This window comes from Streptomyces sp. NPDC041191, from assembly GCF_055591945.1.
Map to the genome: position 1 here is coordinate 221437 of NZ_JBVIZC010000011.1, position 26220 is coordinate 247656.

At 70.3% G+C, this 26220-nt stretch carries 22 protein-coding genes; 13 read left to right on the plus strand and 9 right to left on the minus strand.

The genetic code is table 11. The features are described from left to right. Positions 1-93 precede the first annotated feature (93 nt). The 7 genes from ACZ6AQ_RS22800 (at position 94) to trxA (ending at position 9802) form a co-directional block, all read left to right on the plus strand. Entirely contained in the window at positions 94-2532 is a 2439-nt protein-coding gene (locus ACZ6AQ_RS22800; RefSeq protein WP_468761784.1) for a DUF6049 family protein, read from the plus strand. Positions 2533-2577: 45 nt separating this feature from the next. After that, positions 2578-4833: a murein biosynthesis integral membrane protein MurJ gene (gene murJ / locus ACZ6AQ_RS22805; protein WP_468761786.1), complete on the plus strand. Its 2256-nt coding sequence runs from the start codon at positions 2578-2580 to the stop codon at positions 4831-4833. A gap of 118 nt (positions 4834-4951) precedes the next feature. Then, on the plus strand, positions 4952-6643 hold the full coding sequence (locus tag ACZ6AQ_RS22810) for a protein kinase family protein (RefSeq protein WP_468761787.1): 1692 nt from the start codon (positions 4952-4954) through the stop codon (positions 6641-6643). A gap of 27 nt (positions 6644-6670) precedes the next feature. Beyond that, positions 6671-7375, plus strand: a complete 705-nt coding sequence (gene sigM, locus ACZ6AQ_RS22815) for an RNA polymerase sigma factor SigM (protein ID WP_468761789.1) — start codon at positions 6671-6673, stop codon at positions 7373-7375. Next, entirely contained in the window at positions 7372-8301 is a 930-nt protein-coding gene (locus ACZ6AQ_RS22820) for a hypothetical protein (protein WP_468761791.1), read from the plus strand. The genes sigM and ACZ6AQ_RS22820 overlap by 4 nt, the downstream gene beginning before the upstream one ends. A gap of 136 nt (positions 8302-8437) precedes the next feature. Continuing rightward, on the plus strand, positions 8438-9421 hold the full coding sequence (trxB, locus tag ACZ6AQ_RS22825; protein WP_388695141.1) for a thioredoxin-disulfide reductase: 984 nt from the start codon (positions 8438-8440) through the stop codon (positions 9419-9421). A 48-nt stretch (positions 9422-9469) separates the two neighbouring features. Continuing rightward, positions 9470-9802: a thioredoxin gene (gene trxA / locus ACZ6AQ_RS22830; protein WP_030321223.1), complete on the plus strand. Its 333-nt coding sequence runs from the start codon at positions 9470-9472 to the stop codon at positions 9800-9802. Between the two features lie 114 nt (positions 9803-9916). On the opposite strand, the gene ACZ6AQ_RS22835 is transcribed toward trxA, so the two are convergent. The 9 genes from ACZ6AQ_RS22835 to rpmH form a co-directional block, all read right to left on the minus strand. Continuing rightward, the gene (locus tag ACZ6AQ_RS22835; RefSeq protein ID WP_388695138.1) at positions 9917-10534 is read right to left on the minus strand and encodes a GNAT family N-acetyltransferase; all 618 of its coding nucleotides are present in this window, start codon (positions 10532-10534) and stop codon (positions 9917-9919) included. A 161-nt stretch (positions 10535-10695) separates the two neighbouring features. Then, positions 10696-11676 carry a ParB/RepB/Spo0J family partition protein gene (locus tag ACZ6AQ_RS22840; protein ID WP_468761793.1) on the minus strand — a complete coding sequence of 327 codons (981 nt, stop codon included), beginning with the start codon at positions 11674-11676 and terminating at the stop codon, positions 10696-10698. Beyond that, on the minus strand, positions 11673-12749 hold the full coding sequence (locus ACZ6AQ_RS22845) for a ParA family protein (protein ID WP_468761906.1): 1077 nt from the start codon (positions 12747-12749) through the stop codon (positions 11673-11675). Before ACZ6AQ_RS22845 ends, ACZ6AQ_RS22840 begins: the two co-directional genes overlap by 4 nt. Before the next feature lie 237 nt (positions 12750-12986). Continuing rightward, positions 12987-13703 (minus strand): 16S rRNA (guanine(527)-N(7))-methyltransferase RsmG, encoded by a 717-nt coding sequence (gene rsmG / locus ACZ6AQ_RS22850; protein WP_388695130.1) that lies wholly within the window; start codon positions 13701-13703, stop codon positions 12987-12989. A 117-nt stretch (positions 13704-13820) separates the two neighbouring features. Continuing rightward, positions 13821-14333 carry a Jag family protein gene (locus ACZ6AQ_RS22855; RefSeq protein WP_468761795.1) on the minus strand — a complete coding sequence of 171 codons (513 nt, stop codon included), beginning with the start codon at positions 14331-14333 and terminating at the stop codon, positions 13821-13823. 28 nt (positions 14334-14361) lie between these two features. Next, positions 14362-15684, minus strand: a complete 1323-nt coding sequence (gene yidC / locus ACZ6AQ_RS22860) for a membrane protein insertase YidC (protein ID WP_468761797.1) — start codon at positions 15682-15684, stop codon at positions 14362-14364. A gap of 3 nt (positions 15685-15687) precedes the next feature. Beyond that, the gene (yidD, locus tag ACZ6AQ_RS22865; protein WP_053640024.1) at positions 15688-16014 is read right to left on the minus strand and encodes a membrane protein insertion efficiency factor YidD; all 327 of its coding nucleotides are present in this window, start codon (positions 16012-16014) and stop codon (positions 15688-15690) included. Continuing rightward, entirely contained in the window at positions 16011-16382 is a 372-nt protein-coding gene (gene rnpA, locus ACZ6AQ_RS22870; protein ID WP_468761799.1) for a ribonuclease P protein component, read from the minus strand. Before rnpA ends, yidD begins: the two co-directional genes overlap by 4 nt. 21 nt (positions 16383-16403) lie before the next feature. Then, the gene (gene rpmH, locus ACZ6AQ_RS22875; protein ID WP_006381191.1) at positions 16404-16541 is read right to left on the minus strand and encodes a 50S ribosomal protein L34; all 138 of its coding nucleotides are present in this window, start codon (positions 16539-16541) and stop codon (positions 16404-16406) included. Positions 16542-16937: 396 nt separating this feature from the next. On the opposite strand from rpmH, the gene dnaA reads away from it, so the two are divergent. The 6 genes from dnaA to gyrB all read left to right on the plus strand — a co-directional run bounded on the left by dnaA (position 16938) and on the right by gyrB (position 26207). Next, positions 16938-18713, plus strand: coding sequence for a chromosomal replication initiator protein DnaA (gene dnaA / locus ACZ6AQ_RS22880; protein WP_468761801.1), 1776 nt, complete (start codon positions 16938-16940; stop codon positions 18711-18713). Positions 18714-19743: 1030 nt separating this feature from the next. Then, complete coding sequence (dnaN, locus tag ACZ6AQ_RS22885; RefSeq protein WP_468761803.1) at positions 19744-20874, plus strand: DNA polymerase III subunit beta; 1131 nt, start codon at positions 19744-19746, stop codon at positions 20872-20874. A 167-nt stretch (positions 20875-21041) separates the two neighbouring features. Beyond that, on the plus strand, positions 21042-21920 hold the full coding sequence (gene gnd / locus ACZ6AQ_RS22890) for a phosphogluconate dehydrogenase (NAD(+)-dependent, decarboxylating) (RefSeq protein WP_468761804.1): 879 nt from the start codon (positions 21042-21044) through the stop codon (positions 21918-21920). 56 nt (positions 21921-21976) lie between these two features. Then, the gene (gene recF / locus ACZ6AQ_RS22895; RefSeq protein ID WP_468761806.1) at positions 21977-23098 is read left to right on the plus strand and encodes a DNA replication/repair protein RecF; all 1122 of its coding nucleotides are present in this window, start codon (positions 21977-21979) and stop codon (positions 23096-23098) included. Between the two features lie 13 nt (positions 23099-23111). Continuing rightward, the gene (locus ACZ6AQ_RS22900) at positions 23112-23666 is read left to right on the plus strand and encodes a DciA family protein (protein WP_468761808.1); all 555 of its coding nucleotides are present in this window, start codon (positions 23112-23114) and stop codon (positions 23664-23666) included. Between the two features lie 513 nt (positions 23667-24179). Next, on the plus strand, positions 24180-26207 hold the full coding sequence (gene gyrB, locus ACZ6AQ_RS22905; RefSeq protein WP_388695107.1) for a DNA topoisomerase (ATP-hydrolyzing) subunit B: 2028 nt from the start codon (positions 24180-24182) through the stop codon (positions 26205-26207). Positions 26208-26220 lie beyond the last annotated feature (13 nt).

Consider the following 26220-nt stretch of genomic DNA (forward strand, 5'->3'; position numbering starts at 1 on the left):
CGGCACTTGCCCCCGGCGTGCCTCGTTACCATGCCTGGACACAGCAACCGGGAGCCACCGGCCCCCCGGACGACGACGAGGACGGGCGAAGGCGTGGCCGAGGCGGCAGACATCCGGGGAACCGGTCCCTCACCCGTCCGCCGATGGCTGCGGCGCACGCTGACCGCGGCTCTCGGGGCGCCCCTCCTCGCCGTACTGCTCCAGGCTCCGGCCGCCGTCTCCCCGGCGGCCGCCGCCGACGACGCCACCGGCTCGAAGACCGTCGAGGTATCCCTCGACACCCTGTCCCCGAGTGCGCCCGTCGAGGGCGACACCGTCACCGTCACCGGCACGGTGACCAACCGCGGCAAGCAGACCATCACCGGCGCGACCGTGAACCTGCGCGTCGGACCGAAGATGACCAGCCGCAGCGAGATCGAGCAGGCGGCGGGGCGCACCGGTTACCGTCGCGAGATCGACCCCCCTCCACTGGAGGACGCTCCCGCCGTCAGGATTCCCCGGCTGGGCGCCGGCCTCGGCACGGAGTTCTCCCTCTCCGTCCCGGTCTCCGCCCTCGGTCTCCGCGAGGCGGGCGTCTACCAGCTGGGGGTCTCCCTCATGGGCCAGACCCCGGACCGGCGCTACGACCGGGTGCTCGGCATCGAGCGGACCTTCCTGCCGTACCAGCCCGAGGCCACGGAGAAGAAGACCCAGTTCACCTACCTCTGGCCGCTGATCGCCTCGTCCCACGTCTCGGCGGAGACCGCGACGGACGACCAGCAGACGCCGGTCTTCGAGGACGACGCCCTGGCGGCCGAGCTGAAGCCGGGCGGGCGGCTGGACCAGATGGTCTCGCTGGGCAAGGACCTGCCCGTCACCTGGGTGATCGACCCGGACCTGCTGGCGACCGTCGACGCCATGGCGAACGGCTACCGCGTCAAGGACGGCACCCTCCACGTCCCCGGCACCCACCAGGCCCTCGCCGAGCGCTGGCTGGACGCGTTGGAGAAGGCGGTCCAGGGGCACAAGGTCGTCGCCCTCCCCTTCGCCGATCCCGACCTCGCCTCCCTCGCCCACCGCGGCAAGGACGTCCCCGGCTCCCTGGGACACCTCCAGTCGGCCACCGCCGTCGCCGGGATGACGGTCGAGACCATCCTGCACGTCCAGCCCTCCACCGACTTCTCCTGGCCCGTCGAGGGCGCCGTCGACCCCGCCATCGTGGCGGTCGCGACCTCGGCCGGTGCCGACAAGGTGATCGCCCGCAGCGACAGCGTCCGCGACGAGCTTCCCTACACGCCCACGGCGGCACGCCCCCTCGGCAACGGCAGCACCACGGCCGTCGTGAGCGACGCGCTCCTGTCCACCGCCTTCGACGGGGACATGGTCCGCGCGGAGGACTCCACGCTCGCGGTCCAGAAGTTCCTCTCCCAGACCCTCGCGGTCACGCTGGAGCAGCCGGAGAACCAGCGCAGCGTCGTCGTCGCTCCCCAGCGGATGCCGTCCGTCGCCCAGGCACAGACCATGGCGGTGGCCCTGCGCGGCCTCTCCGGGCGGCGCTGGACCCAGCCGTCCGACCTCCTCGCGGCCGCCTCGGCCAAGCCGGACCCGAACGCCTCCAGCACGGTGCCCGCCGGTTCCCGGTACCCGAAGGAGCTGCGCGATCGTGAGCTGCCGGTCCTGGCCTTCGGCGACATGAAGTCCACCCGGGACGCGCTGAACGACTTCAAGGTCATCCTGACCTCTCCGGACCGGGTCGTGACGCCGTTCGGCAACGCGATCAACCGCGAGATGTCGATCTCCTGGCGCGGCCGGACCAGGGCGGCCGCGATCTACCGGGCCGACGTCCTGGAAGACCTGCAGGGCCTCACCAAGGGCGTCCAGCTGGTCGACAAGTCGGACCTGACGCTCTCCGGGCGCAGTGCGACGATCCCGGTGACCGTCCAGAACAAGCTGTTGCAGGGGGTGGACCACCTCGTGCTGCGCCTCTCCTCCAGCAACAAGAACCGGCTGAAGCTCGACGGCGAGAGGGTCGCCGACCTCCCCGTGAGGGTCGGCGCCGGGCACAGCCAGTCGGTGAAGTTCACCGCCACGGCCAACGTCAACGGGCAGGTGCCGATGACGGCCCAGCTCTACACCGAGGACGGCACTCCGTACGGGCAGCCCATGAGGTTCACCGTGAAGGTCTCCGAAATCACACCGACCGTGATGCTCGTGATCGCCGGCGGCGTCCTCCTCCTCGTCCTCGCCGGTGTGCGGATGTACAGCCAGCGCAAACGCGTGGCCGCCCGGAACGCCGAGGCCGAGGAAGCCGAAAGCACCGAGAACACAGAGAACGCCGGGAACACCGAGGAGACCGGCCCGGCCGGAGAGGCCGGGCGGGCCGCGCCGGACGCGGGCCCGGGCGCCGCCCGGGACGCCGGACCCGGCGCCGCGCCGAGCCCCGAATCGGAGGATTCCGGCGTGGACGGAGCCGAGCAGGCGAGTGACCCGACACCGGACACCGGGCCCGAAAGCGGCGACCCGTCGGCCACGGGTGAGAAAGTGGACCGTTGAGCGATGTCGTGGCCGGTCGGCCGGGGACGATGAGGTGGGGTAACCATGAACGCGCCGTACGACGGTGACCGCGGCCAGGGCCCGGGCGGCGCCGTGCCGTCCGGTGGGACACCCGCGACGCCTTCCGGTTCCGGCCACCCGCCGGTGCCACCCGCGCAGCAGGGCGTTCCCGCCCCGCAGGGCACCCCCGCGCCGTACCCGCCCCAGCAGGACCTCTCCGCGCAGGACGCCTACGCGCAGAACCCGTACGCCCAGGACCCCTACCTCCAGGACGCCTTCGCGCACGATCCGTACCGGGCGCAGGACCTCTCCGCGCAGGACCCGGTGTCCGAGGCGCTCTACGACCGGGCCGCACACCCGCCACCGCCGCCCGGCACCTACCAGGACCCGCACGCGCTCTACCAGCAGCCGTCCGCGTCCCCGTACGCCCCCGACCCCCGGGTGTGGGCCCAGACGCCGGCCCCGGAACCCGACGGCCCCTCGCGGCACCTGCCCTACGGCGACGACGCGCGCACGGTCCAGTTCACCGGCGTCGACGACCTGGTGACCCGGGCGAGCGAGGAGGCACCCGCCCCGGACGCCTTCGCGCACCTCTACCGGGACCAGCAGCTCTCCGGCCAGGTACCTCCGCCCGCCCCGGAGCCGGAGCCTCTGCCCGCGCCCAGGAAGAGCGGCCGGGCCTCCGGACTCCTCAAGTCGAGCGCGGTGATGGCGGCCGGCACCCTGGTCTCCCGGCTGACCGGCTTCGTCCGCAGCCTGGTGATCACCGGTGCGCTCGGCGCGGCCCTGCTCGGCGACACCTTCACCATCGCCTACACCCTGCCGACGATGATCTACATCCTCACCGTCGGCGGCGGGCTCAACTCGGTCTTCGTCCCGCAGCTCGTCCGCTCGATGAAGAACGACGAGGACGGCGGCGAGGCATACGCCAACCGTCTGCTCACCCTGGTCATGGTGGCGCTCGGCCTGATCGTCGCCCTGGCGGTCTTCGCCGCCCCCCTGCTGATCCGGCTGATGTCGAACACCATCGCCGACGACGCGGCGGCCAACAGCGTGGCCGTGACCTTTGCCCGTTACTGCCTGCCCACGATCTTCTTCATGGGCGTGCACGTGGTGATGGGGCAGATCCTCAACGCCCGCGGCAAGTTCGGCGCCATGATGTGGACCCCGGTCCTCAACAACATCGTCATGATCGTCACCTTCGGCCTGTTCATCTGGGTCTACGGCACCTCCGCCGAGTCCCACATGGGCGTGCAGACCATTCCGGACGAGGGCATCCGCCTGCTCGGCATCGGCACCCTGCTCGGTCTCGTCGTCCAGGCCCTGGCGATGATCCCGTACCTGCGCGAGACGGGCTTCCGCTTCCGTCCCCGCTTCGACTGGAAGGGCCACGGGCTCGGCAAGACGGTCAAGCTCGCCAAGTGGACCGTGCTCTTCGTCCTCGCCAATCAGGCGGGCGTCCTGGTCGTCACGCAGCTCGCCACCGCCGCCGGTGAGGAGTCCGGGAAGAACGGCGCCGGCTTCCTCGCCTACTCCAACGCCCAGCTGATCTGGGGCATGCCCCAGGCCATCATCACGGTCTCCGTCATGGCCGCGCTGCTGCCGCGGATCTCCCGCGCCGCCCACGACGGCGACCCGGGCGCCGTCCGCGACGACATCTCGCAGGGCCTGCGCAACTCGGCCGTCGCGATCGTCCCGGTCTCCTTCGCCTTCCTCGCGCTCGGCGTCCCGATGTGCACCCTGCTCTACGCCTCCAGCGGCGTCGAGGCCGCCCAGGGCATGGGCTTCATCCTGATGGCCTTCGGTCTCGGCCTGATCCCCTACTCCGTCCAGTACGTCGTGCTCCGCGGCTTCTACGCCTACGAGGACACCCGGACGCCCTTCTACAACACCGTCATCGTCGCCGCCGTCAACGCCGCGGCATCGGCGGTCTGCTACGTCGTCCTGCCCGCCCAGTGGGCCGTGGTGGGCATGGCCGCCTCCTACGGGATCGCCTACGCCGTCGGTGTCGGCATCGCCTGGCGCCGCCTCCGCAACCGCCTGGGCGGCGACCTGGACGGCACCCACGTGCTGCGGACCTACGCCCGGCTCTGCATGGCCTCCGTGCCCGCCGCGATCGCCGCCGGCGTGGTCGGCTTCGGTCTGCTGAAGCTCCTGGGGGAGGGCGCGTTCGGCTCGCTCGTCGCCCTGCTCGTCGGCGGGGCCGTGCTCCTCGGAGTCTTCTTCGTCGCGGCCAAGCGCATGCGGATCGCGGAACTGAACACCCTGGTGGGCATGGTCCGGGGCCGCCTGGGACGCTGAACCCCGGGACCCCGCACAACCATCGGCGGGAACCGCGTGTCGTGCATGGCGTCCGACTGTGGGCACAATTGGCTTGGCTGTTGGATGTGGCGCAACGAATGGGGAGGCAGGAACGACGGTGGCGGAACGTAGCACGGCTGCCGTCGACGTGGCCGACAACAGCGGTGACGACCCGCTGACCGCGAAGGCGGGCAAGGCCGCGGCCGACGGGGTGGCGGAAAAGCAGAAAGCGGCGGAGAAGACCGCCGAGGCCACGGACAACGAGGCGGGCGAACGACAGAGCGGCGAACAGCCTTCCCTCGCGGTTCCGGAGCTGCACAGCGGCCACAAGCTGGCCAGGCGTTACCGGCTGGAGGAGTGCGTCACCCGACTGGACGGTTTCAGCAGCTGGCGCGCCGTCGACGAGAAGCTGCGGCGTGCCGTCGGGGTCCACCTGCTGCCCGCCGACCACCCCCGCGCGCGTTCGGTCCTGGCCGCGGCCCGCTCCGCCGCCCTCCTCGGCGATCCCCGGTTCGTCCAGGTCCTCGACGCCGTCGAGGAGAACGACCTCGTGTACGTCGTGCACGAGTGGCTGCCCGACTCCGTCGAGCTGACCGCGCTGCTCGCGCTCGGCCCCCTGGACGCCCACGACGCCTACCAGCTCGTCAGCCAGGTGTCCCAGGCCATGGCCGCCGCCCACCGCGAGGGCCTCTCCCACCTCCGGCTCACGCCGAGCGCGGTCCTGCGCAGTTCCACCGGTCAGTACCGGATTCGCGGCCTGGCCGTGAACGCCGCCCTGCGCGGCATCACGGCCGAGCGTCCCCAGCGCAGCGACACCGAGGCCATCGGCGCCCTGCTGTACGCGGCACTCACCCAGCGCTGGCCGTACGAGAGCGACGCCTACGGCCTCTCCGGGCTTCCCAAGGGCGTCGGCCTGCTCCCTCCCGACCAGGTGCGCGCGGGCGTCCACCGGGGGCTCTCCGAGATCGCCATGCGCGCCCTCGTCAACGACGGGGCCACCGCCTCGCGTCAGGAGCCGCCCTGCACCACCCCGGACGAGCTGGCCAGGGCCGTGGCCGCGATGCCCCGTGTGAAGCCGCCGGAGCCCGAGTTCACCGCCCCTCCCGAATACCAGCACACGACGTACCAGCAGGGGTCGTACGGGCGCCAGCAGCCCCATCCGGCCGTCGCCCAGCCCGCCGCCGTCCCGCCGCCCCCGCTGCAGAGCCGTACCGGCAGGGCGCTGAAGTGGACCGTCTCGGCCCTCTTGATCGCCGCTCTGGGGCTGGGCAGCTGGCAGATCGCCGACCGGCTCCTGGGGGCGAAGGAGGCCCCGAAGGTCCCGGACACGGCACCGACGGTCATGTCCGACGAGAAGCCCGTTCCGCCCAAGCCGGTCTCCATCTCCTCCGCACACGACTTCGACCCGCTGGGCAACGGGGTGGAGAAGCCCCAGGCCATACCGAACGCCTACGACGGAGACCCCAGCACCTTCTGGCACACCGACAGCTACTACACCGCCGACTTCGGCGGGCTGAAGAGGGGCGTGGGGCTCGTCCTGGACCTGGGCAGGACACAGAAGATCAGCTCGGTCGACCTCTCGTTCCTGGGGCGCACCTCGGTGGAACTGCGGACCGCTCCCGCCGACGCCGCCTCGGCCCCCTCCCTGCCCGACCGGTTCACCACCCGGGCGTCCGGGACCGGCGACAACGTGACGCTGAAGCCCACCGCACCGGTCACCACCCGCTACGTTCTGATCTGGCTCACCGAGTTGCCCGCCAACGACGGTGGTTTCCGCGGCAAGCTGAGGGAAATCAAGGTCCTGGGCTGACGACCGCGCAGGGGAGGGGGCTCACCGTTGGACGAACCGACAGACGAGACCGCCGACGACCGGGAGCTCCTGGCCCGTCACGTCGCCGGGCACCCCGATGCCTTCGGTGAGCTCGTACGGAGACACCGCGACCGCCTGTGGGCCGTGGCCCTGCGCACCCTGGGGGACCGCGAGGAGGCCGCCGACGCCGTTCAGGACGCCCTCCTCTCGGCCTTCCGGGCCGCCCACACCTTCCGGGGCCAGTCGGCCGTCACGACCTGGCTCCACCGGATCACGGTGAACGCCTGTCTCGACCGGGCACGGAAGACCGCCTCCCGCAGGACCTCGCCGGTCGTCGACGACGACCGCTTCGAGCAGCTCCTCGCCCCCCACGAATCCGCGGAGGCGCCCGCGGAGCGCCAGGACCTCCACCGCGAGGTCCTGGCCGCGCTCGCCTCGATCCCCGCCGACCAGCGGGCCGCCCTCGTCCTCGTCGACATGCAGGGGTACCCCGTCGCGGAGGCGGCCCGCGTCCTCGGCGTTCCCGCCGGGACCGTGAAGAGCCGGTGCGCACGTGGCCGGGCACGCCTGCTGCCGCTGGTCACTCATCTGCGCACGGGCACCGTGAGTAGCCGGGCCGCCGAAGGGGGAAGGAACCGGACGCCGGGGACATCCGTCCCAGCGGTGCCGGGTCCGACGGATACCGGATCGACCGGTCCAGCTGCTGTGAAGGGCGGAGGTGGGCGCACGTGACTTCCACGGCCGACAGGGCTGACACCACACAGCACCCGGACGTCTCGGAGATCTCCGACCTGACCGAGGGACTTCTCCCGCCGAGCCGGTCGGCGGCCGTACGCCGGCATGTGGAGGACTGCTCCCTCTGCGGAGACGTGAAGACCTCCCTGGAGGAGATCCGAGGACTGCTCGGCACCCTGCCCGGCCCGCCCCGGATGCCCGCCGAGATCGCGGGGCGGATCGACGCCGCCCTCGCCGCCGAAGCCCTCCTCGACGCCACCTCGCCGGGCGAGGACGACAGCGCACCCGTTTCACGTGAAACATCGCGCCCTTACGAGAAGGCGACGCCCGACCCGGGCACGCCCCGGCCCGCCGGGCGCCCTCGGGCCTCCGCCGGGCCGGGACGCCCCGGTGTTCCCCGACGTCGTCGGATCGCCCTGCTCACCGCGGTCGGTGCCGCCTTCGGAGCCGTGGCCCTCGGAACGAGCCTGTACCTCGGCCAGGCGGACACCGCGACCACCGCGGGAGTGGCGACCGGCACGAAGAAGGCCGAGGCGTTCACCGAGGCCGCTCCGGGCACCTTCTCCGGGTCGGCGGTCGAGGAACGGGTCCACGCCCTCCTCACCGGCGAGAAGAGCCCGAGAACCCCTCAGGACGTCGCACCCGAATCGTTGTCCTCGGACACCGGAACAGTGGCTCCCCGGCGGAGCAGGGACGGGGCCGCACCCGGCTGTGTCCTGGCCGGCACCGGACGCGCCGATCCGGTACTGGGCCAGGAGCGGGGTGAGTACCGGGGGACACCCGCCTATCTGCTCGTCCTCCCGGACCCCGCCGACCCCGCGCGGGTCCGGGCCTATGTGATCGACGCCTCCTGCGCCGACCGGCCGACGACGGCCGGAACCCCCGCCGAAGTTCTGCTCAGCCGGACGTACCCGCGCTCCTGAGCCGCTTTCCTCGCCGTCCACGTGCCGCGCGGCGCTCCCGGGAATGCACGCCCCTTAGGATCCGTTGGGTGGGGTGAGCGACCGAGACAACCGCCCCCCTAGGCAGTGGCAGTCCGCAGAGACGAGGAAGAAACCCGTGAGCGACGTCCGTAATGTGATCATCATCGGCTCGGGACCCGCGGGATACACCGCCGCGCTCTACACGGCCCGCGCGTCGCTGAAGCCCCTGGTCTTCGAGGGTGCGGTCACCGCCGGCGGTGCCCTGATGAACACGACCGAGGTCGAGAACTTCCCCGGTTTCCGCGACGGCATCATGGGCCCGGACCTGATGGACAACATGCGGGCCCAGGCGGAGCGCTTCGGCGCCGAGCTGGTTCCCGACGACGTCGTCGCCGTGGACCTGACCGGTGAGATCAAGACCGTCACCGACACCGCCGGCACCGTGCACCGCGCCAAGGCCGTGATCGTCACCACCGGTTCCCAGCACCGCAAGCTCGGTCTCCCCAACGAGGACACGCTCTCCGGCCGTGGCGTCTCCTGGTGCGCCACCTGCGACGGGTTCTTCTTCAAGGACCAGGACATCGCCGTCGTCGGCGGCGGCGACACCGCGATCGAGGAGGCCACCTTCCTCTCGCGCTTCGCCAAGTCCGTCACGATCGTCCACCGCCGGGACACCCTGCGCGCCTCGAAGGCCATGCAGGATCGCGCCTTCGCCGACCCGAAGATCTCCTTCGCCTGGGACAGCGAGGTCACCACGATCCACGGCGAGCAGAAGCTCAGCGGGCTGACCCTGCGCGACACGAAGACCGGCGTGACGCGTGAGCTTCCCGTCACCGGCCTCTTCATCGCCGTGGGCCACGACCCCCGGACCGAACTCTTCAAGGGCCAGCTCGACCTGGACGACGAGGGCTACCTGAAGGTGGCCGCTCCGTCGACGCGCACGAACCTCCCGGGCGTCTTCGGTGCCGGCGACGTCGTCGACCACACCTACCGCCAGGCCATCACGGCCGCCGGCACCGGTTGCTCCGCCGCCCTCGACGCCGAGCGCTTCCTGGCCGCCCTCGCCGACACCGAGAAGGTCGCCGAGCCCGAGAAGCTGGCCGAGACCCCCGTGGTCTGACCCACGCCTGCTCCCCCACCCACACCCCGCGATATCAAGGAGGCCGCTGTGGCCCTCAAGACTGTGACCGACGCTTCCTTCGAAGAGGACGTCCTCAAGAGCGACAAGCCCGTTCTGGTGGACTTCTGGGCCGAGTGGTGCGGCCCGTGCCGTCAGATCGCCCCGTCGCTGGAGGCCATCGCCGCCGAGCACGGTGAGATCGAGATCGTGAAGCTCAACATCGACCAGAACCCGGCCACGGCCGCCAAGTACGGCGTCATGTCCATTCCGACGCTGAACGTCTACCAGGGTGGCGAGGTCGTGAAGACCATCGTCGGCGCCAAGCCGAAGGCGGCCATCCTGCGCGACCTGGAGGGCTTCGTCGAGCCCACCAAGGCCTGACCCCCTGCGTTGTTCCACGTGAAACGTCCGTGTGAATGTTTCACGTGAAACAGAAGCGGCCCGCCCCCTGGGGCGGGCCGCTTTCGCGTTCCGGGTCGGTCCGCGGGTACGTCGTCACAGGGGGCGCAGGGCGGGTTCCTTCTGCACGGCGCCGAGCAGCCGGTCCAAGGCCATCTCGACGTCCTCCTTCCAGGAAAGCGTCGTCCTGAGTTCCAGTCTCAGCCGGGGAAAGGCGTGATGCGGCCTGACAGTCTTGAAACCCACGGCCAGCAGGTGATCGGCCGGCAGCACGCAGGCCGGCTCCTTCCAGCGGGCGTCCCCGAACGCCTCGATCGCCTTGAAGCCCCGCCTCATCACGTCCTTGGCCACCGTCTGCACCATCACCCTGCCCAGCCCCTGCCCCTGATAGCCGGGCATGATCCAGGCCGTCATCAACTGCACGGCGTCCGCCGCCACGGGACTCGTCGGAAAGGCGGTCGATCGCGGCACGTAGGCCGGAGGCGCGTAGAGGACGTAACCGACCGGCACTTCGTCCACGTAGACCACTCGGCCGCACGAGCCCCACTCCAGGAGCACGGCCGAGATCCAGGACTCCTTCTCCACCTCCGGGTGCCCCGACTCCACCGCGGCCTCGCCGCTGACCGGGTCGAGCTCCCAGAAGACACAGGAGCGACACCGCGTGGGGAGGTCCGGAAGGTTGTCCAGCGTGAGCGGTACGAGCCGTCGCCCCACGGCCGATCCTCGCTTCCCTCGCCTTCGCGCACGGATACGCCTCTTGAAATCGTATCGACCGGGAGATCAGGAGGACACCGCATCCAGGCAAAGGGCGGGCCGGGCTCCGGTGAGACCGGAGCCCGGCCCGCCCCCGGGGTGGTGCCGGTGAGGTGCGGGCGTCAGCCCGCCGCGCTCCGCTCGGCGCTCTTCTGCTCCAGGACCCGTCCCTCGCCGGGGGCCAGGGTCGAGAGGATGCGTTCGAGGTCGTCCATCGAGGCGAACTCGACGACGATCTTGCCCTTCTTCTGTCCCAGGTCGACCTTCACCCGGGTCTCGAAGCGGTCCGAAAGCCGGGTGGCCAGGTCCGTGAGAGCGGGCGAGACGCGGCTTCCGGCACGCGGCTTCTTCGGCTTGGCCGTCTCGGCGGGCTCCTCGGAGTCCATGAGGCTCACGATCTCCTCGACCGTGCGCACCGAAAGCCCTTCGGCGACGATCCGGGCGGCCAGCTTGTCCTGGGCCTCCTGGTCCCCCACGCCGAGCAGGGCGCGCGCATGGCCGGCGGAGAGCACCCCGGCGGCCACGCGGCTCTGTACCGGGGGAGAGAGCCGCAGCAGACGCAGCGTGTTGGTGATCTGCGGGCGGGACCTGCCGATCCGGTCCGCGAGTTGGTCATGGGTGCAGCCGAAGTCCTTGAGCAGCTGCTCGTAGGCGTGTGCCTCTTCGATCGCGTTCAGCTGGGCCCGGTGAAGGTTCTCCAGCAGAGCGTCCAGGAGCATCTTCTCGTCGTCGCTCTCCCGGACGATCGCCGGAATCCGCTCGAGGCCCGCCGTCGTGGAGGCCCGCAGACGGCGCTCGCCCATGACGAGCTCATAGCGGTCGCCGTCGGTCTTCCGCACGACCACGGGCTGGAGCAGGCCGACCTCCTTGATGGAGACGACCAGCTCCGCGAGGGCGTCCTCGTCGAAGATCTGCCGCGGCTGGTGCCGGTTCGGAACGATGGACTCGATCGGAATCTCGGTGAAGTACGCCCCGGCGGGGGGCTTCGGCTCGGCCGTCTTCACCGATCCGGTCCACGCCCCCGCCGACTCGGGGGACGGAGCGCTCTGCGGGATCAGCGAACCGAGTCCCCGCGGCCCCAATCCCCTACGTCGCTCACTCACTGGATTCCCTCCGACATGCTGCGCTGATGGTTCTGGTACCCCACACGTGCGTGCTGGGCGTCGTAGTTCACGGTGACGCCCCGGAGGGCGATCTCACGAGCCGCTTCGATGTACGACAGGGCACCACTGGAACCCGGATCGTAGGTGATCACCGTCTGACCGTAGCTCGGCGCCTCCGAGATGCGGACGGACCGGGGGATGCTGGTTCGCAGCACCTCTTCGCCGAAGTGGGTCCGCACCTCTTCGGCGACCTGCGAGGCGAGCCTCGTGCGGCCGTCATACATGGTGAGAAGGATCGTCGAGACATGGAGGGTGGGATTGAGGTGCCCCCGGACCAGCTCGACGTTCTTCAGGAGCTGTCCCAGACCTTCGAGGGCGTAGTACTCGCACTGAATGGGGATCAGCACCTCGGCCCCCGCCACCAGGGCGTTGACCGACAGCAGGCCGAGCGAGGGCGGGCAGTCGATGAGGATGTAGTCCAGCGGCTGTTCATACGCCTGGATCGCCCGCTGGAGACGGCTTTCACGTGCCACCAGCGACACCAGTTCGATCTCCGCTCCGGCGAGATCGATGGTGGCGGGGGCACAGAAGAGCCCTTCGACGTCCACCACTGGCTGCACCACTTCGGAGAGCGGCCTGCTGTCCACCAGGACGTCGTAGATAGAGGGGACATCGGCATGGTGATCGATACCGAGAGCCGTGGAGGCGTTGCCCTGCGGGTCCAGGTCGATGACCAGGACGCGAGCACCGTGCAGGGCCAGGGAGGCGGCGAGGTTGACCGTCGTGGTCGTCTTGCCCACGCCGCCCTTCTGGTTGGCGACCACCATCACGCGCGTCCGGGCCGGACGGGGAAGACCCTCGCCGGCACGGCCCAGTGCCTCTGCCGCCAGCTGAGCGGCGCTCCCCACGGGGGTGTCGTCCATCGGGGGAAGTGTTTCACGTGAAACGTCTTCCCCCGCCGATTCGGTTCGGGGACCGGGGACCGGGTCGGTCATCGGTCCCGCGATGTTGGCGTCGGACCGCAAGGATTCACTCTCCTCGGCTTCGGGCTCGCGATGAGGAGAGCCTGCCATGCTTTCGGGGTCACGAACCAGCGAGGTAGGTGGTTCTGTGGAGGAATCCACCTCTGTGGACATCTCCACCACCCGCGCGGGTGGATTCACACGGGGTCGACGGTCCCGGGGGGCGGTGACCGCGCGGCCACGGTCGATGATCCCCTGCAGCATTGAGCGATGTTTCACGTGAAACACCATGCCCCTGCCGTCCGGCCGGGGCCGGACGACACTCCGAAATGGTACGCAAGGGGCAGATCAGCGACGACGGCGCGTCTTGCTCGTGCGGGCGGCCTTGGCCCTCTTGGCCGCGAACCGCACACCGCCGGGGCTCTCGCCGACCTCCACCCGGACGACCGTGGACAGCGGGTCGACGACTCCCTCGCCCACCTGCAGGACCGACGTCGCCACCACGCCGAGCCGGGAGAGCGCGGCACGGGCCCCGTCGAGCTCCTCCTGCGCGGTGTCGCCCTTGAGAGCCAGCATCTCTCCGTACGGACGCAGCAGAGGGACGCCCCAGCCGGCCAGCCGGTCCAGCGGGGCCACCGCCCGAGCCGTCACCACGTGCACCGGGGTGATCTTGCCGAGCATCTCCTCCGCCCGCCCCCGGACCACGGTCACATGATCGAGTCCGAGCAGTTCGACGACCTCCTGGAGGAAGTTCGTCCGGCGCAGAAGCGGCTCCAGGAGCGTGATCTTCAGGTCCGGCCGGACCAGCGCCAGCGGAATGCCGGGGAGCCCGGCGCCCGACCCGACGTCGCAGACGGTGACGCCCTCGGGGACGACCTCCGAGAGAACGGCACAGTTCAGCAGGTGGCGCTCCCAGAGCCGGGGGACCTCGCGCGGGCCGATCAGGCCGCGCTTCACACCCGCGTCCGCGAGGAGCTCCGCGTACCGAACGGCCTCCGGGAAGTACTCGCCGAAGACTGTCCGCGCCTGCTCCGGCGCCTCGGGGAGCTCCGCTGCCTCCGTCACGGGAACCGTCCTTCCGTACCGCACCCGTGGGTGCGAGCGCACTGTGGTGGCTGAGTGTTCAGGCTGACAAAGATCGGCCCCGCCTGCGAACAGACGGGGCCGAGACTACGTGAGGGGTCAGGCCGGGAGCACGACGACGAAGCGCTGCGGCTCCTCGCCCTCGGACTCGCTGCGCAGACCGGCGGCGGCGATCGCGTCGTGCACGACCTTGCGCTCGAACGGCGTCATCGGGTCGAGCTTGACCGGCCGACCGCTCGACTTCACGTCGGCGGCGGCCTTGGCACCCAGTTCGGCCAGCTCGGAGCGCTTCTTGGCCCGGAAGCCGGCGATGTCGAGCATCAGACGGCTGCGGTCACCGGTCTCCCGGTGCACCGCCAGGCGGGTCAGCTCCTGGAGCGCCTCCAGCACCTCGCCGTCACGGCCCACGAGCTTCTGGAGGTCACGGCCGCTGGAGTCGCTGATGATCGATACCGCGGCCCGGTCCGCCTCGACGTCCATGTCGATGTCGCCGTCGAGGTCGGCGATGTCGAGCAGACCTTCGAGGTAGTCGGCCGCGATCTCGCCCTCCTGCTCCAGGCGGGACAGGGTGTCGCCACCCTCGGCGGCGGCAGAGGTGGTGCCTTCCGTCACGGACGGACTCCTTCTTGCGTCGGGTGGCTTACTTCTTGGACGACGGGTGCTTGGGCCGCTGCTGGCCCTTGCGCTGACCGGCCTTGCCCTGCTGGCGGGAGCCACCGGAGTTGGCGCGGCTCGGACGTGCGGGCTTGTCGGCCTGGGCCTCGTCCTTCGCTCCGCCGGAGGCACCGGTCCCGGCCGGGCCCTCGGGCTTCTTCTCGAGCGAGGTGACCGGCTTCGTGTCGGCCGGCTCGGAGGCTTCCTCGGCGTCCTTCGCCGCGGCCTGCTGGGCGGCGGCCTGGCGCTGGGCCTTGGTCTGGCGCTTGGGCTGCTGACGCCTGGCGACGGCAGCGCCCTCGGCCTCGGCCGTGATCGTGTCGCTCTTGATCACGTTTCCGTCGGGCTGGGCGGCGAAGCCCGCCTTGGAGAGGCCCACGAAGAAGCGGCGCTCGTTCTCGTTGCGGTCCCCGCCCTTGGCGACGATGACCTTGACGATGTTCTTCCGGCGACGGCCGCGGACCTCGCCGTGGTGGACGACGCTCTTCAGGAGGCGCTGGAGGTAAGCGTCCTGGGCCTTGCTGCCCGGGGTCGGGTTCTGGTTGATCACGTACATCTGCTGGCCCATGGTCCACACGTTGGTGGTCAGCCAGTAGACGAGGACACCGACGGGGAAGTTGATGCCCATGACGGCGAAGATCACCGGGAAGATGTACATGAGCATCTTCTGCTGCTGCATGTACGGGGTCTTCACCGACAGGTCGACGTTCTTCATCATCAGCTGGCGCTGAGTGAAGAACTGCGAGGCCGACATCAGGATGATCATGACCGCGGTGACGACACGGACATCGGTCAGCGACGCCTGCAGCGCGGCGACCTTCTCGGCGCTGTCCGTGAACTTGGCCGCCAGCGGGGCACCGAAGATGTGGGCCTGCCGGGCGCTCTCCAGGAGCGGGCCGTCGATCTTGCCGATCTCCTTGCCCGACGCGATCGCGGAGAGCACGTGGTAGAGGGCGAAGAAGAACGGCGACTGCGCCAGGATGGGAAGGCACGAGGAGAGCGGGTTGGTGCCCGTCTCCTTGTACAGCTTCATCATCTCTTCGGACTGGCGCTGCTTGTCGCTCTTGTAGCGCTCCTGGATCGCCTTCATCTTCGGCTGGAGCGCCTGCATGTTCCGCGTCGACTTGATCTGCTTCACGAAGAGCGGGATCAGGCAGATGCGGATCAGCACCACCAGGGACACGATGGACAAACCCCAGGCCCAGCCCGTGTCAGGGCCGAAGATCGCCCCGTACATCTTGTGGAACTGGACGATGACCCAGGAAACGGGCCAGGTGATGAAGCTGAACAGACTGGCAATCGTGTCCACTAATCAGGCTCCTTGAGCATTGGGCGAGGTCTCTGCGGCCGGGCTCGTCTCGGCGGTGGACCCGCCCTTGTCGCCGCGCAGCGCGTTCCGCAGCATCTCGTGCCAGCGGGGGCGCTTGCGCGGGGGAACGTGGTCCACGCCGCCGGGCGACCACGGATTGCACCGCAGGATGCGCCAGGCGGTCAGGGCTGTGCCCTTGATCGCGCCATGCCGGTCGATGGCCGTGAATCCGTAGCGGGAACACGACGGGTAGTACCGGCAGACGGGCCCCAGGAGGGGGCTGATCGTCCACTGGTACAGCTTGATGAGGGCCAGCAGCGGGTACTTCATCGCGCGCCCCCTCCCAGGAGCCGCTGAAGAGCGGCGTCCAGGTCTCGGGCCAGCTGTGCGTGATCGGCGTCGCCGGCTCCGGGCAACGCCCGTACGACCACCAGGCTACCGGGGGGGAGGGCGGGAAGTCGGTCGCGGACGAGATGGCGCAGACGACGCTTCACCTGGTTGCGTACGACCGCACCGCCCACGGCCTTGCTCACGACGAAACCCGCACGCGTCGGGGGAGCGCTCTCCCCAGGCGCGTGCGGGTCCGTTGCACCGCTGCGTAGGTGGACGACGAGGAGTGGGCGACCGGCCCGGCGTCCTCGACGTACCGCGGTGGCGAAGTCCTCGCGCCGCCTCAGCCGATTCTCGGTAGGCAGCACGTCATGACCTGTTTAAGTGGATCAGGCGGACAGGCTCGCGCGACCCTTGCCACGGCGGTTCGCCAGGATGGCGCGGCCGGCACGGGTACGCATGCGCAGACGGAAGCCGTGGGTCTTCGCACGACGACGGTTGTTCGGCTGGAAGGTGCGCTTGCTCACTCGGGGGCTCCAGAAATGATTCGGGTGGTGGCGGGACATCGCCTGGCTGTCACCGTGCGCCCACGAGAAGCTCGCAATACGCCCGAGTGCACCGCTTCGCGACCACGGAACGTGATCTTTGCCCATCGGAGGCAGGCGGCAGCAGCCATCGACAACTCGACTTGGTTACGGTACGCGTGGCTACGCCATCCGGTCAAACCGGCTCGTTGCCGTCCCCCATTGTGCACAGCCTGTGGACAACAACTTGAACCGTGTCAGTCGACCCGACTACCGTGGGCGGACTCCACAATCTTTTCCGTTCTGTCCTCACCTGTCCTCGACGGACCGGTCCTGCGGACTTCGATCCACCGTCCCCGAAAACCACACCATCGTGGGACCTGCGAGAAAGCGTGCCCCGTGGCTGACGTACCTGCCGATCTTGCCGCAGTGTGGCCGCAGGTCCTGGAACAACTCCTCGCCGAGGGCCAGCAGGGCATCGAGCCCAAGGACAAGCAGTGGATCGAGCGCTGTCAGCCGCTCGCCCTGGTCGCCGACACGGCCCTGCTCGCCGTGCCGAACGAATGGGGCAAGCGCGTCCTGGAGGGCCGGCTCGCCCCGCTGATCAGCGAGACCCTGAGCCGCGAGTGCGGCCGGCCGATCCGGATCGCGATCACCGTCGACGACTCCGTCGGGGAGCAGACACCGCCGTCGCCCCCCGCACAACAGTCGCAGCGGCCCCGCTACGACGAGCGCGACCGCTCCGAGCCGTACGAGAAGTACGAGGGCTACGGACACCGGCCGATGCCCGACGACGGACTGCCGGCCGCGCGTCCGGCCTACCCGGACTACTCCTCGCCCCAGCGGCCCGACCCCGGCGCCTGGCCGCGCGCCCAGGAGGACCTCTCCTGGCAGCAGCAGCGGCTCGGCGGCTACCAGGAGCGCGCCCCGTACACCGGCCCCGAGCAGTCCCGGCAGTCCCGTTACGACGAGCCCTCCCGCGGCTACGAGCAGCAGCGGCCCGAGCGCGCCGAGCTGCCCGAACCGCAGGGGCACGGCGCTCGCCCCGGCCCCCGGCCGGGCGGCGGTCCGGGTCCCGGTTCCACGGGCGGCGGGCACGGCTCCCCGTCCTCCGGGCAGGGCGCGGGCGCCCCGGGCGAGCAGCACGCGCGCCTGAACCCCAAGTACCTCTTCGACACCTTCGTCATCGGTTCCTCGAACCGGTTCGCGCACGCGGCCGCCGTCGCGGTGGCCGAGGCGCCGGCGAAGGCGTACAACCCCCTCTTCATCTACGGGGAGTCGGGCCTCGGCAAGACCCACCTGCTGCACGCGATCGGGCACTACGCGCGGAGCCTCTACCCGGGCACGCGCGTGCGGTACGTGAGCTCCGAGGAGTTCACCAACGAGTTCATCAACTCGATCCGCGACGGCAAGGGCGACACCTTCCGCAAGCGCTACCGGGACGTGGACATCCTGCTCGTCGACGACATCCAGTTCCTGGCGAGCAAGGAGTCGACGCAGGAGGAGTTCTTCCACACCTTCAACACCCTGCACAACGCGAACAAGCAGATCGTGCTCTCCTCGGACCGGCCGCCCAAGCAGCTGGTGACCCTGGAGGACAGGCTCCGCAACCGCTTCGAGTGGGGCCTCACCACCGACGTGCAGCCGCCCGAGCTGGAGACGCGCATCGCGATCCTCCGCAAGAAGGCGGTGCAGGAGCAGCTCAACGCCCCGCCGGAGGTGCTGGAGTTCATCGCCTCCCGGATCTCGCGGAACATCCGCGAGCTGGAGGGCGCGCTGATCCGGGTGACGGCCTTCGCGAGCCTCAACCGGCAGCCGGTGGACCTGGGGCTCACCGAGATCGTGCTCAAGGACCTGATCCCGGGCGGGGAGGACAGCGCCCCCGAGATCACCGCCCCCGCGATCATGGCCGCCACCGCCGACTACTTCGGCCTGACGGTGGAAGACCTCTGCGGTTCCTCCCGCAGCCGCGTCCTGGTGACGGCCCGGCAGATCGCCATGTACCTGTGCAGGGAGCTGACGGACCTGTCGCTGCCCAAGATCGGCGCGCAGTTCGGCGGGCGCGACCACACGACGGTAATGCACGCGGACCGGAAGATCCGCGCCCTGATGGCGGAGCGGCGCTCCATCTACAACCAGGTCACCGAGCTGACCAACCGCATCAAGAACGGCTGACACGGGCCGCCACGGCCGTGCGGGGCGCCCCGGGAGACCTCCCGGGGCGCCCTTCGGCGTTTCCGGGGGCCGGTGGTTCCGGTTCCGGGTGACCTCCGGAAGCCGGCCGGTGGAGGCCGCCCGGAGCCGGACCGACGTCTCGGGACTCCGCCGGCCTCACGCGTCCCTCCCGCCGCCGCGCCGCGCCCGACTTCTCCCGTCCCGGCGCCTTCCCGGCAGTGGATCCGAGAGGGGCGGGACGGCGGAACAGTGCCTCGACGGGGCCGCGGAGGCCGGTACGCGGAGTGTGCACAGGGTGGGGACCGGCCAGGGGTGTTCGATTGCGCGGTTCCGCTGGCGGGTTCTCCACAGAGTGCGGGATGATCACCCGTCCACAGGGTGGGGACTGCCAAGTTATCCGGATTTTGTCCACAGGCCCGATGGCTGGCAGGACGTCGGGCCAGCTCAGGCCCCTGGGGAATTGTTGGAAAAGTTTCTCCACAGCCTGTGGATGAAGTTTTCGTCCACAGAGGGCCTTCAGAGTTGTCCACCGGCCGCCCACAGGGAGGGGACTGTTGCCCACAGCTTCTCCACAGCCCTGTCCACTGTTCGGCAACGAAACACCCCTCCTCACCTCGAAGAGTGAAAGCCGTCACACCAAGGGAGACGATTGGGCTGTGGGCAACCGGGGTAAAGCTGGGGACGGTGTTGGGGAGAAGTCCCCGTGGCCTGTGTATGGGGTGTGCAGAACTTTCGGGTGTCCACAGAAGCCCCGGGTTGTCCACCGGCTCCACCCACAGGCGCGGTGGACAAAAAACTGGGCCTGACCTGCGCAGACGGGGTTATCCACGGTTTCCACAGGCCCTACTACTACTCCCACCTAGAGTTAGCCCGGAATCCGCTTCGAAGTGGGGCCTGTGCACAACTCGGCGCCGGAGCCCCGGCCGCCCCTCGACGCGACTTGACCCCGAGCAGCACCGAGTGTCGGCGGCGTACGTCAGACTGGATCCCGCAGTCGACGAAGAGCCAGCAACAGCAGGAGGCGGTTCCGGTGAAGATCCGGGTGGAGCGCGATGTACTCGCGGAGGCGGTGGCCTGGGTGGCCCGCAGCCTCCCGGCCCGTCCGCCGGCGCCCGTACTCGCGGGCCTTCTGCTGAAGGCCGAGGACGGCGCCCTGAGCTTCTCGAGCTTCGACTACGAGGTCTCCGCGCGGGTCTCCGTCGAGGCCGAGGTCGAGGAGGACGGCACCGTCCTCGTCTCCGGCCGCCTGCTCGCCGACATCTGCCGCGCCCTCCCCAACCGTCCCGTGGAGATCTCCACAGACGGTGTACGGGCGACCGTGGTCTGCGGCTCCTCCCGCTTCACCCTCCACACCCTGCCCGTGGAGGAGTACCCGGCACTGCCGGAGATGCCCACCGCGACGGGCACCGTCCCCGGTGAGGTCTTCGCCTCCGCCGCCGCGCAGGTGGCCATCGCCGCCGGCCGTGACGACACGCTTCCCGTCCTCACCGGTGTGCGCATCGAGATCGAGGGCGACACCGTCACCCTGGCCTCCACCGACCGCTACCGCTTCGCCGTCCGCGAGTTCCTGTGGAAGCCGGAGTCCCCGGACGCCTCCGCGGTCGCCCTGGTGCCCGCGAAGACCCTCCTGGACACCGCCAAGGCGCTCACCAGCGGTGACACGGTCACCCTGGCGCTCTCGGGCTCCGGCAAGGGCGAGGGCCTCATCGGCTTCGAGGGCGCGGGCCGCCGCACCACCACCCGGCTGCTCGAGGGCGACCTGCCGAAGTACCGGACGCTCTTCCCCACCGAGTTCAACTCGGTCGCGGTGATCGAGACCGCCCCCTTCGTCGAGGCCGTCAAGCGTGTCGCCCTGGTGGCCGAGCGCAACACCCCGGTCCGGCTGAGCTTCGAGCAGGGCGTGCTCATCCTGGAAGCGGGCTCCAGCGACGACGCACAGGCTGTGGAGAGGGTCGACGCCCAGCTGGAGGGCGACGACATCTCGATCGCCTTCAACCCGACCTTCCTGCTCGACGGCCTGAGCGCGATCGACTCCCCGGTCGCCCAGCTCTCCTTCACCACCTCCACCAAGCCGGCGCTGCTCAGCGGCAGGGCGGCCGTCGACGCCGAGGCGGACGAGGCGTACAAGTACCTGATCATGCCGGTGCGCCTCAGCGGCTGACGTCGCCGGCCCGGGGGCCGGCGACGTCCCCGGGAGGGGGCGAAGCCCCGGCCGGCCCCGGTCCTCCGGGGCTTCGCCTGAGCGGCCGACCCCACAGGTGTGCACCCGCGTCCGGGCGTAGGCTCGGACGCGGGTACGAACCGCACACGACGCTTAAGGAATCTCTGATGGAGCTCGGTCTCGTCGGTCTCGGCAAGATGGGCGGCAACATGCGCGAGCGCATCCGCCGCGCAGGCCACACCGTCATCGGATACGACCGCAACCCGGACCTCGCCGATGTCCACAGCCTCGAAGAGCTGGTGAACACGCTCAAGGGCCCCCGCGTCGTGTGGGTCATGGTCCCGGCCGGTGCCGCGACCCAGTCCACCATCGACGAGCTGGCCGAGCTGCTCTCCCCCGGCGACGTCGTCGTCGACGGCGGCAACTCGCGCTGGACGGACGACGAGAAGCACGCCGAGGAGCTGGCCGCCAAGGGCATCGGCTTCGTCGACTGCGGCGTCTCGGGCGGCGTGTGGGGCCTGGAGAACGGCTACGCGCTGATGTACGGCGGCGACGCCGAGAACGTGGCGAAGGTCCAGCCGGTCTTCGACGCGCTCAAGCCCGAGGGCGACTTCGGCTCGGTCCACGCGGGCAAGGTCGGCGCCGGCCACTTCGCGAAGATGGTCCACAACGGCATCGAGTACGCCATGATGCAGGCGTACGCCGAGGGCTGGGAACTCCTGGAGAAGGTCGACTCCGTCACCGACGTGCGCGAGGTCTTCCGCTCCTGGCAGGAGGGCACGGTCATCCGCTCCTGGCTGCTCGACCTCGCCGTGAACGCGCTGGACGAGGACGAGCACCTGGACGGACTGCGCGGCTACGCGCAGGACTCCGGCGAGGGCCGGTGGACCGTCGAGGCCGCCATCGACAACGCCGTACCGCTGCCGGCGATCACCGCCTCGCTGTTCGCGCGGTTCGCCTCGCGGCAGGACGACTCCCCGCAGATGAAGATGATCGCCGCGCTGCGCAACCAGTTCGGTGGCCACGCGGTCGAGACGAAGAAGTAATCCACAGGCTGTGCACCCGGCGGTGCACGGCAGCCGGGGAAGGTCGGCGCCCAACCATGCACGTCACGCATCTGTCGCTGGCCGACTTCCGTTCCTACGCCCGGGTCGAGGTCCCGCTCGACCCGGGCGTCACCGCTTTCGTGGGCGCCAACGGCCAGGGCAAGACCAACCTGGTCGAGGCCGTCGGCTACCTCGCGACCCTCGGCAGCCACCGCGTCGCCTCCGACGCCCCGCTCGTGCGGATGGGGGCGGAGCGCGCGATCGTCCGGGCCGCCGTCACCCAGGGCGAGCGCTCCCAGCTGATCGAGCTGGAACTCAACCCGGGGCGGGCCAACCGCGCCCGTATCAACAGGTCCTCGCAGGTCAGGCCGCGTGACGTCCTGGGGATCGTACGGACCGTGCTGTTCGCGCCCGAGGACCTCGCCCTGGTGAAGGGCGACCCCGGCGAACGCCGGCGCTTCCTCGACGACCTGATCACGGCGCGCGCGCCGCGCATGGCGGGCGTGCGCGCCGACTACGAGCGCGTGCTCAAGCAGCGCAACACCCTCCTGAAGTCGACCGCGATGGCCCGGCGGCACGGCGGCCGGGCCATGGACCTGTCGACCCTGGACGTCTGGGACCAGCACCTGGCCCGGGCGGGCGCCGAACTGCTCGCCCAGCGCCTCGACCTCGTCGGGGCGCTCCAGCCGCTCGCGGACAAGGCGTACGACCGGCTCGCGCCCTCCGGCGGGCCGGTCCTGATGGAGTACCGGTCCTCCGCCCCCGGCGCCGGAAGCACGCGCGAGGAGCTGTACGAGCAGATGCTCGCCGCCCTCGCCGGGGTCCGCACGCAGGAGATCGAGCGGGGCGTCACGCTCGTCGGACCGCACCGGGACGAGCTGCTGCTCAAGCTCGGCGACCTGCCCGCGAAGGGGTACGCGAGCCACGGCGAGTCCTGGTCGTACGCGCTGGCGCTGCGGCTCGCCTCCTACGACCTGCTGCGGGCCGAGGGCAACGAGCCGGTCCTCGTCCTCGACGACGTCTTCGCCGAACTGGACGCGCGCCGGCGCGAACGGCTGGCGGAGCTGGTGGCGCACGGCGAGCAGGTCCTGGTGACGGCCGCCGTCGACGACGACGTGCCGGGCGTCCTGGCGGGGGCGCGGTACGCGGTGGCCGGAGGGGCAGTGGAACGCGTATGACCGTGGAGCGCGGATGAGCGAGAAGAACCGTCCCCAGCCTGTGGACAGCGCCGCGGCCCCCGAACCCTCGGGCGTCGACCTCGCCCGGGTCGCGCTGCGCGCCGCCAAGGAGCAGGCGAAGGCGCGGGGTGCGGCCGCCCAGCAGAAGAAGCAGGCCCGGCGCGGCGGCGGGCTGCGTTCCGGCGCGCGTGCCGACGGGCGCGACCCGATGGCACTCGGTGCCGCGATCAACCGGCTGATCACCGAGCGGGGCTGGGAGACACCGGCGGCGGTTGGCGGGGTCATGGGCCGGTGGCCGCAGATCGTCGGCGAGGACCTGGCGAAGCACTGCGTACCGCTGAGGTACGACGACGATCCGGACGCCCGGGTCCTCACCGTGCAGTGCGACTCGACCGCGTGGGCCACACAGCTGCGGCTCCTCGCGCCCCGCCTGGTGGCGCGGCTCAACGAGGACCTGGGGCACGGAACGGTACGGGTGATCAAGGTCCTGGGGCCGGGGGCGCCGAGGCGGGGCTACGGGCCGCTGCGGGCGCCGGGATCGGTGGGCCCCGGCGACACGTACGGCTGAGCCCCGGTCCGGCACCACCCCGGCGGCCCCGGTTCCGTCCCCTCGGGCCGTCCCGACCGCCGTACCCGCCGCGGCCCGGTGCGGCCCGGCGCCCCAGTCCGAGACACCGGGCCCGCCCCGGACCACCGGACGGCCCTCGCTCCCCGGGCCGCACGCCCCCTCCGCTCGGCTCCCACCGGGCCCGCCCGGGGTCTCGCGCGGGGCGCGGACCACGCCCCGCGACGGGCCGGACCGGGTGCCCCCGGCGGGACCGGACCGGCCTCTCGCGACAGGACCGGACCGGATGCCCACAACGCGCTACGAGGCGAAGCGCTGGGTGGCCGTCAGGGGGCTCTGAAGCCCCTCCCCGGATATGGGGAGTCGTCTCGCTCCCGTCGAGGGCGGCACATGCGTACTCAGGTACCGGCAAACCCCCATGAGTGTCAGAGCTACCGGTAGACTGGAAGACAATCCCGCCACCCTGCGGAACATGTCGAACGACGCAGCCGCTCCCGTATGCCCGGAGAACGGCCTGTGCTGTGCCAGAAAGGGCGCTTCGTGGCCGATTCCGGCAATCCCAACGAGAACAACCAGTACACCGCCAGCAACATCCAGGTTCTCGAGGGCCTGGATGCCGTGCGCAAGCGCCCTGGCATGTACATCGGCTCGACCGGTGAGCGCGGTCTGCACCACATGGTGCAGGAGGTCGTCGACAACTCGGTCGACGAGGCCCTGGCCGGGCACGCGGACACCATCGACGTGACGATCCTCGCCGACGGCGGCGTGCGCGTCGTCGACAACGGCCGCGGTATCCCGGTGGGCATCGTCCCGTCCGAGGGCAAGCCGGCCGTCGAGGTCGTCCTGACCGTCCTGCACGCGGGCGGCAAGTTCGGCGGCGGCGGCTACGCGGTCTCCGGCGGCCTGCACGGCGTCGGCGTCTCGGTCGTGAACGCCCTGTCCACCAAGGTCGCCGTCGAGGTGAAGACCGACGGCCACCGCTGGACGCAGGAATACAAGATGGGCGCCCCGGTCGAGCCGCTCGCGCAGCACGAGGCGACCGACGAGCACGGCACCTCGGTGACGTTCTGGGCCGACCCGGACATCTTCGAGACCACCGACTACTCCTTCGAGACGCTCGCGCGCCGCTTCCAGGAGATGGCCTTCCTCAACAAGGGCCTCACCCTGACGCTGACGGACGAGCGCGAGTCCGCGAAGGCCACGGTCGGCGCCGACGACCCGGACGCGGAGGCGACCGCGCCCGAGGCCCGCACGGTGCGGTACCACTACGAGGGCGGCATCGTCGACTTCGTCAAGTACCTCAACTCGCGCAAGGGCGAGCTGATCCACCCCACGGTCATCGACATCGAGGCCGAGGACAAGGACCGGCTGCTCTCGGTCGAGATCGCGATGCAGTGGAACTCGCAGTACACCGAGGGGGTGTACTCCTTCGCGAACACGATCCACACCCACGAGGGCGGTACGCACGAGGAGGGCTTCCGCGCCGCGCTCACCGGTCTGGTGAACCGCTACGCGCGCGACAAGAAGCTGCTGCGCGAGAAGGACGACAACCTCTCGGGCGAGGACATCCGCGAGGGCCTGACCGCGATCATCTCGGTCAAGCTCGGCGAGCCCCAGTTCGAGGGCCAGACGAAGACCAAGCTCGGCAACACCGAGGCGAAGACCTTCGTGCAGAAGGTCGTCCACGAGCACCTGACCGACTGGTTCGACCGCAACCCGGTCGAGGCCGCGGACATCGTCCGCAAGTCGATCCAGGCGGCCACCGCCCGCGTCGCCGCCCGCAAGGCGCGCGACCTGACCCGCCGCAAGGGTCTGCTGGAGTCGGCGTCCCTGCCCGGCAAGCTGAGCGACTGCCAGTCGAACGACCCCACCAAGTGCGAGATCTTCATCGTCGAGGGCGACTCCGCCGGCGGTTCGGCCAAGTCCGGCCGCAACCCGATGTACCAGGCCATCCTGCCGATCCGCGGCAAGATCCTGAACGTCGAGAAGGCCCGGATCGACAAGATCCTCCAGAACACCGAGGTCCAGGCGCTGATCTCCGCCTTCGGCACCGGCGTCCACGAGGACTTCGACATCGAGAAGCTCCGCTATCACAAGATCATCCTGATGGCGGACGCCGACGTCGACGGCCAGCACATCAACACCCTGCTGCTGACGTTCCTCTTCCGCTTCATGCGCCCGCTCGTCGAGGCCGGTCACGTCTACCTCTCCCGTCCGCCGCTCTACAAGATCAAGTGGGGCCGGGACGACTTCGAGTACGCCTACTCGGACCGGGAGCGCGACGCCCTGGTCGAACTGGGCAAGCAGAACGGCAAGCGGATCCGCGAGGACTCGATCCAGCGCTTCAAGGGCCTGGGCGAGATGAACGCCGAGGAGCTGCGCGTCACCACCATGGACGTGGACCACCGCGTGCTCGGCAAGGTCACGCTGGACGACGCCGCCCAGGCGGACGACCTCTTCTCGGTGCTGATGGGTGAGGACGTCGAAGCCCGGCGCTCCTTCATCCAGCGCAACGCCAAGGACGTCCGCTTCCTCGACATCTGAGTCGGTCCCCGCT

Excerpts from the sequence above, each read along its gene's own strand:
- ACZ6AQ_RS22900 (WP_468761808.1), top strand. The coding sequence starts at position 23,112 with ATGAGCGAGAAGAACCGTCCCCAGCCTGTGGACAGCGCCGCGGCCCCC.
- recF (WP_468761806.1), top strand. The coding sequence starts at position 21,977 with ATGCACGTCACGCATCTGTCGCTGGCCGACTTCCGTTCCTACGCCCGG.
- ACZ6AQ_RS22845 (WP_468761906.1), bottom strand. The coding sequence starts at position 12,749 with ATGGCAGGCTCTCCTCATCGCGAGCCCGAAGCCGAGGAGAGTGAATCC.
- yidD (WP_053640024.1), bottom strand. The coding sequence starts at position 16,014 with ATGAAGTACCCGCTGCTGGCCCTCATCAAGCTGTACCAGTGGACGATC.
- murJ (WP_468761786.1), top strand. The coding sequence starts at position 2,578 with ATGAACGCGCCGTACGACGGTGACCGCGGCCAGGGCCCGGGCGGCGCC.
- gnd (WP_468761804.1), top strand. The coding sequence starts at position 21,042 with ATGGAGCTCGGTCTCGTCGGTCTCGGCAAGATGGGCGGCAACATGCGC.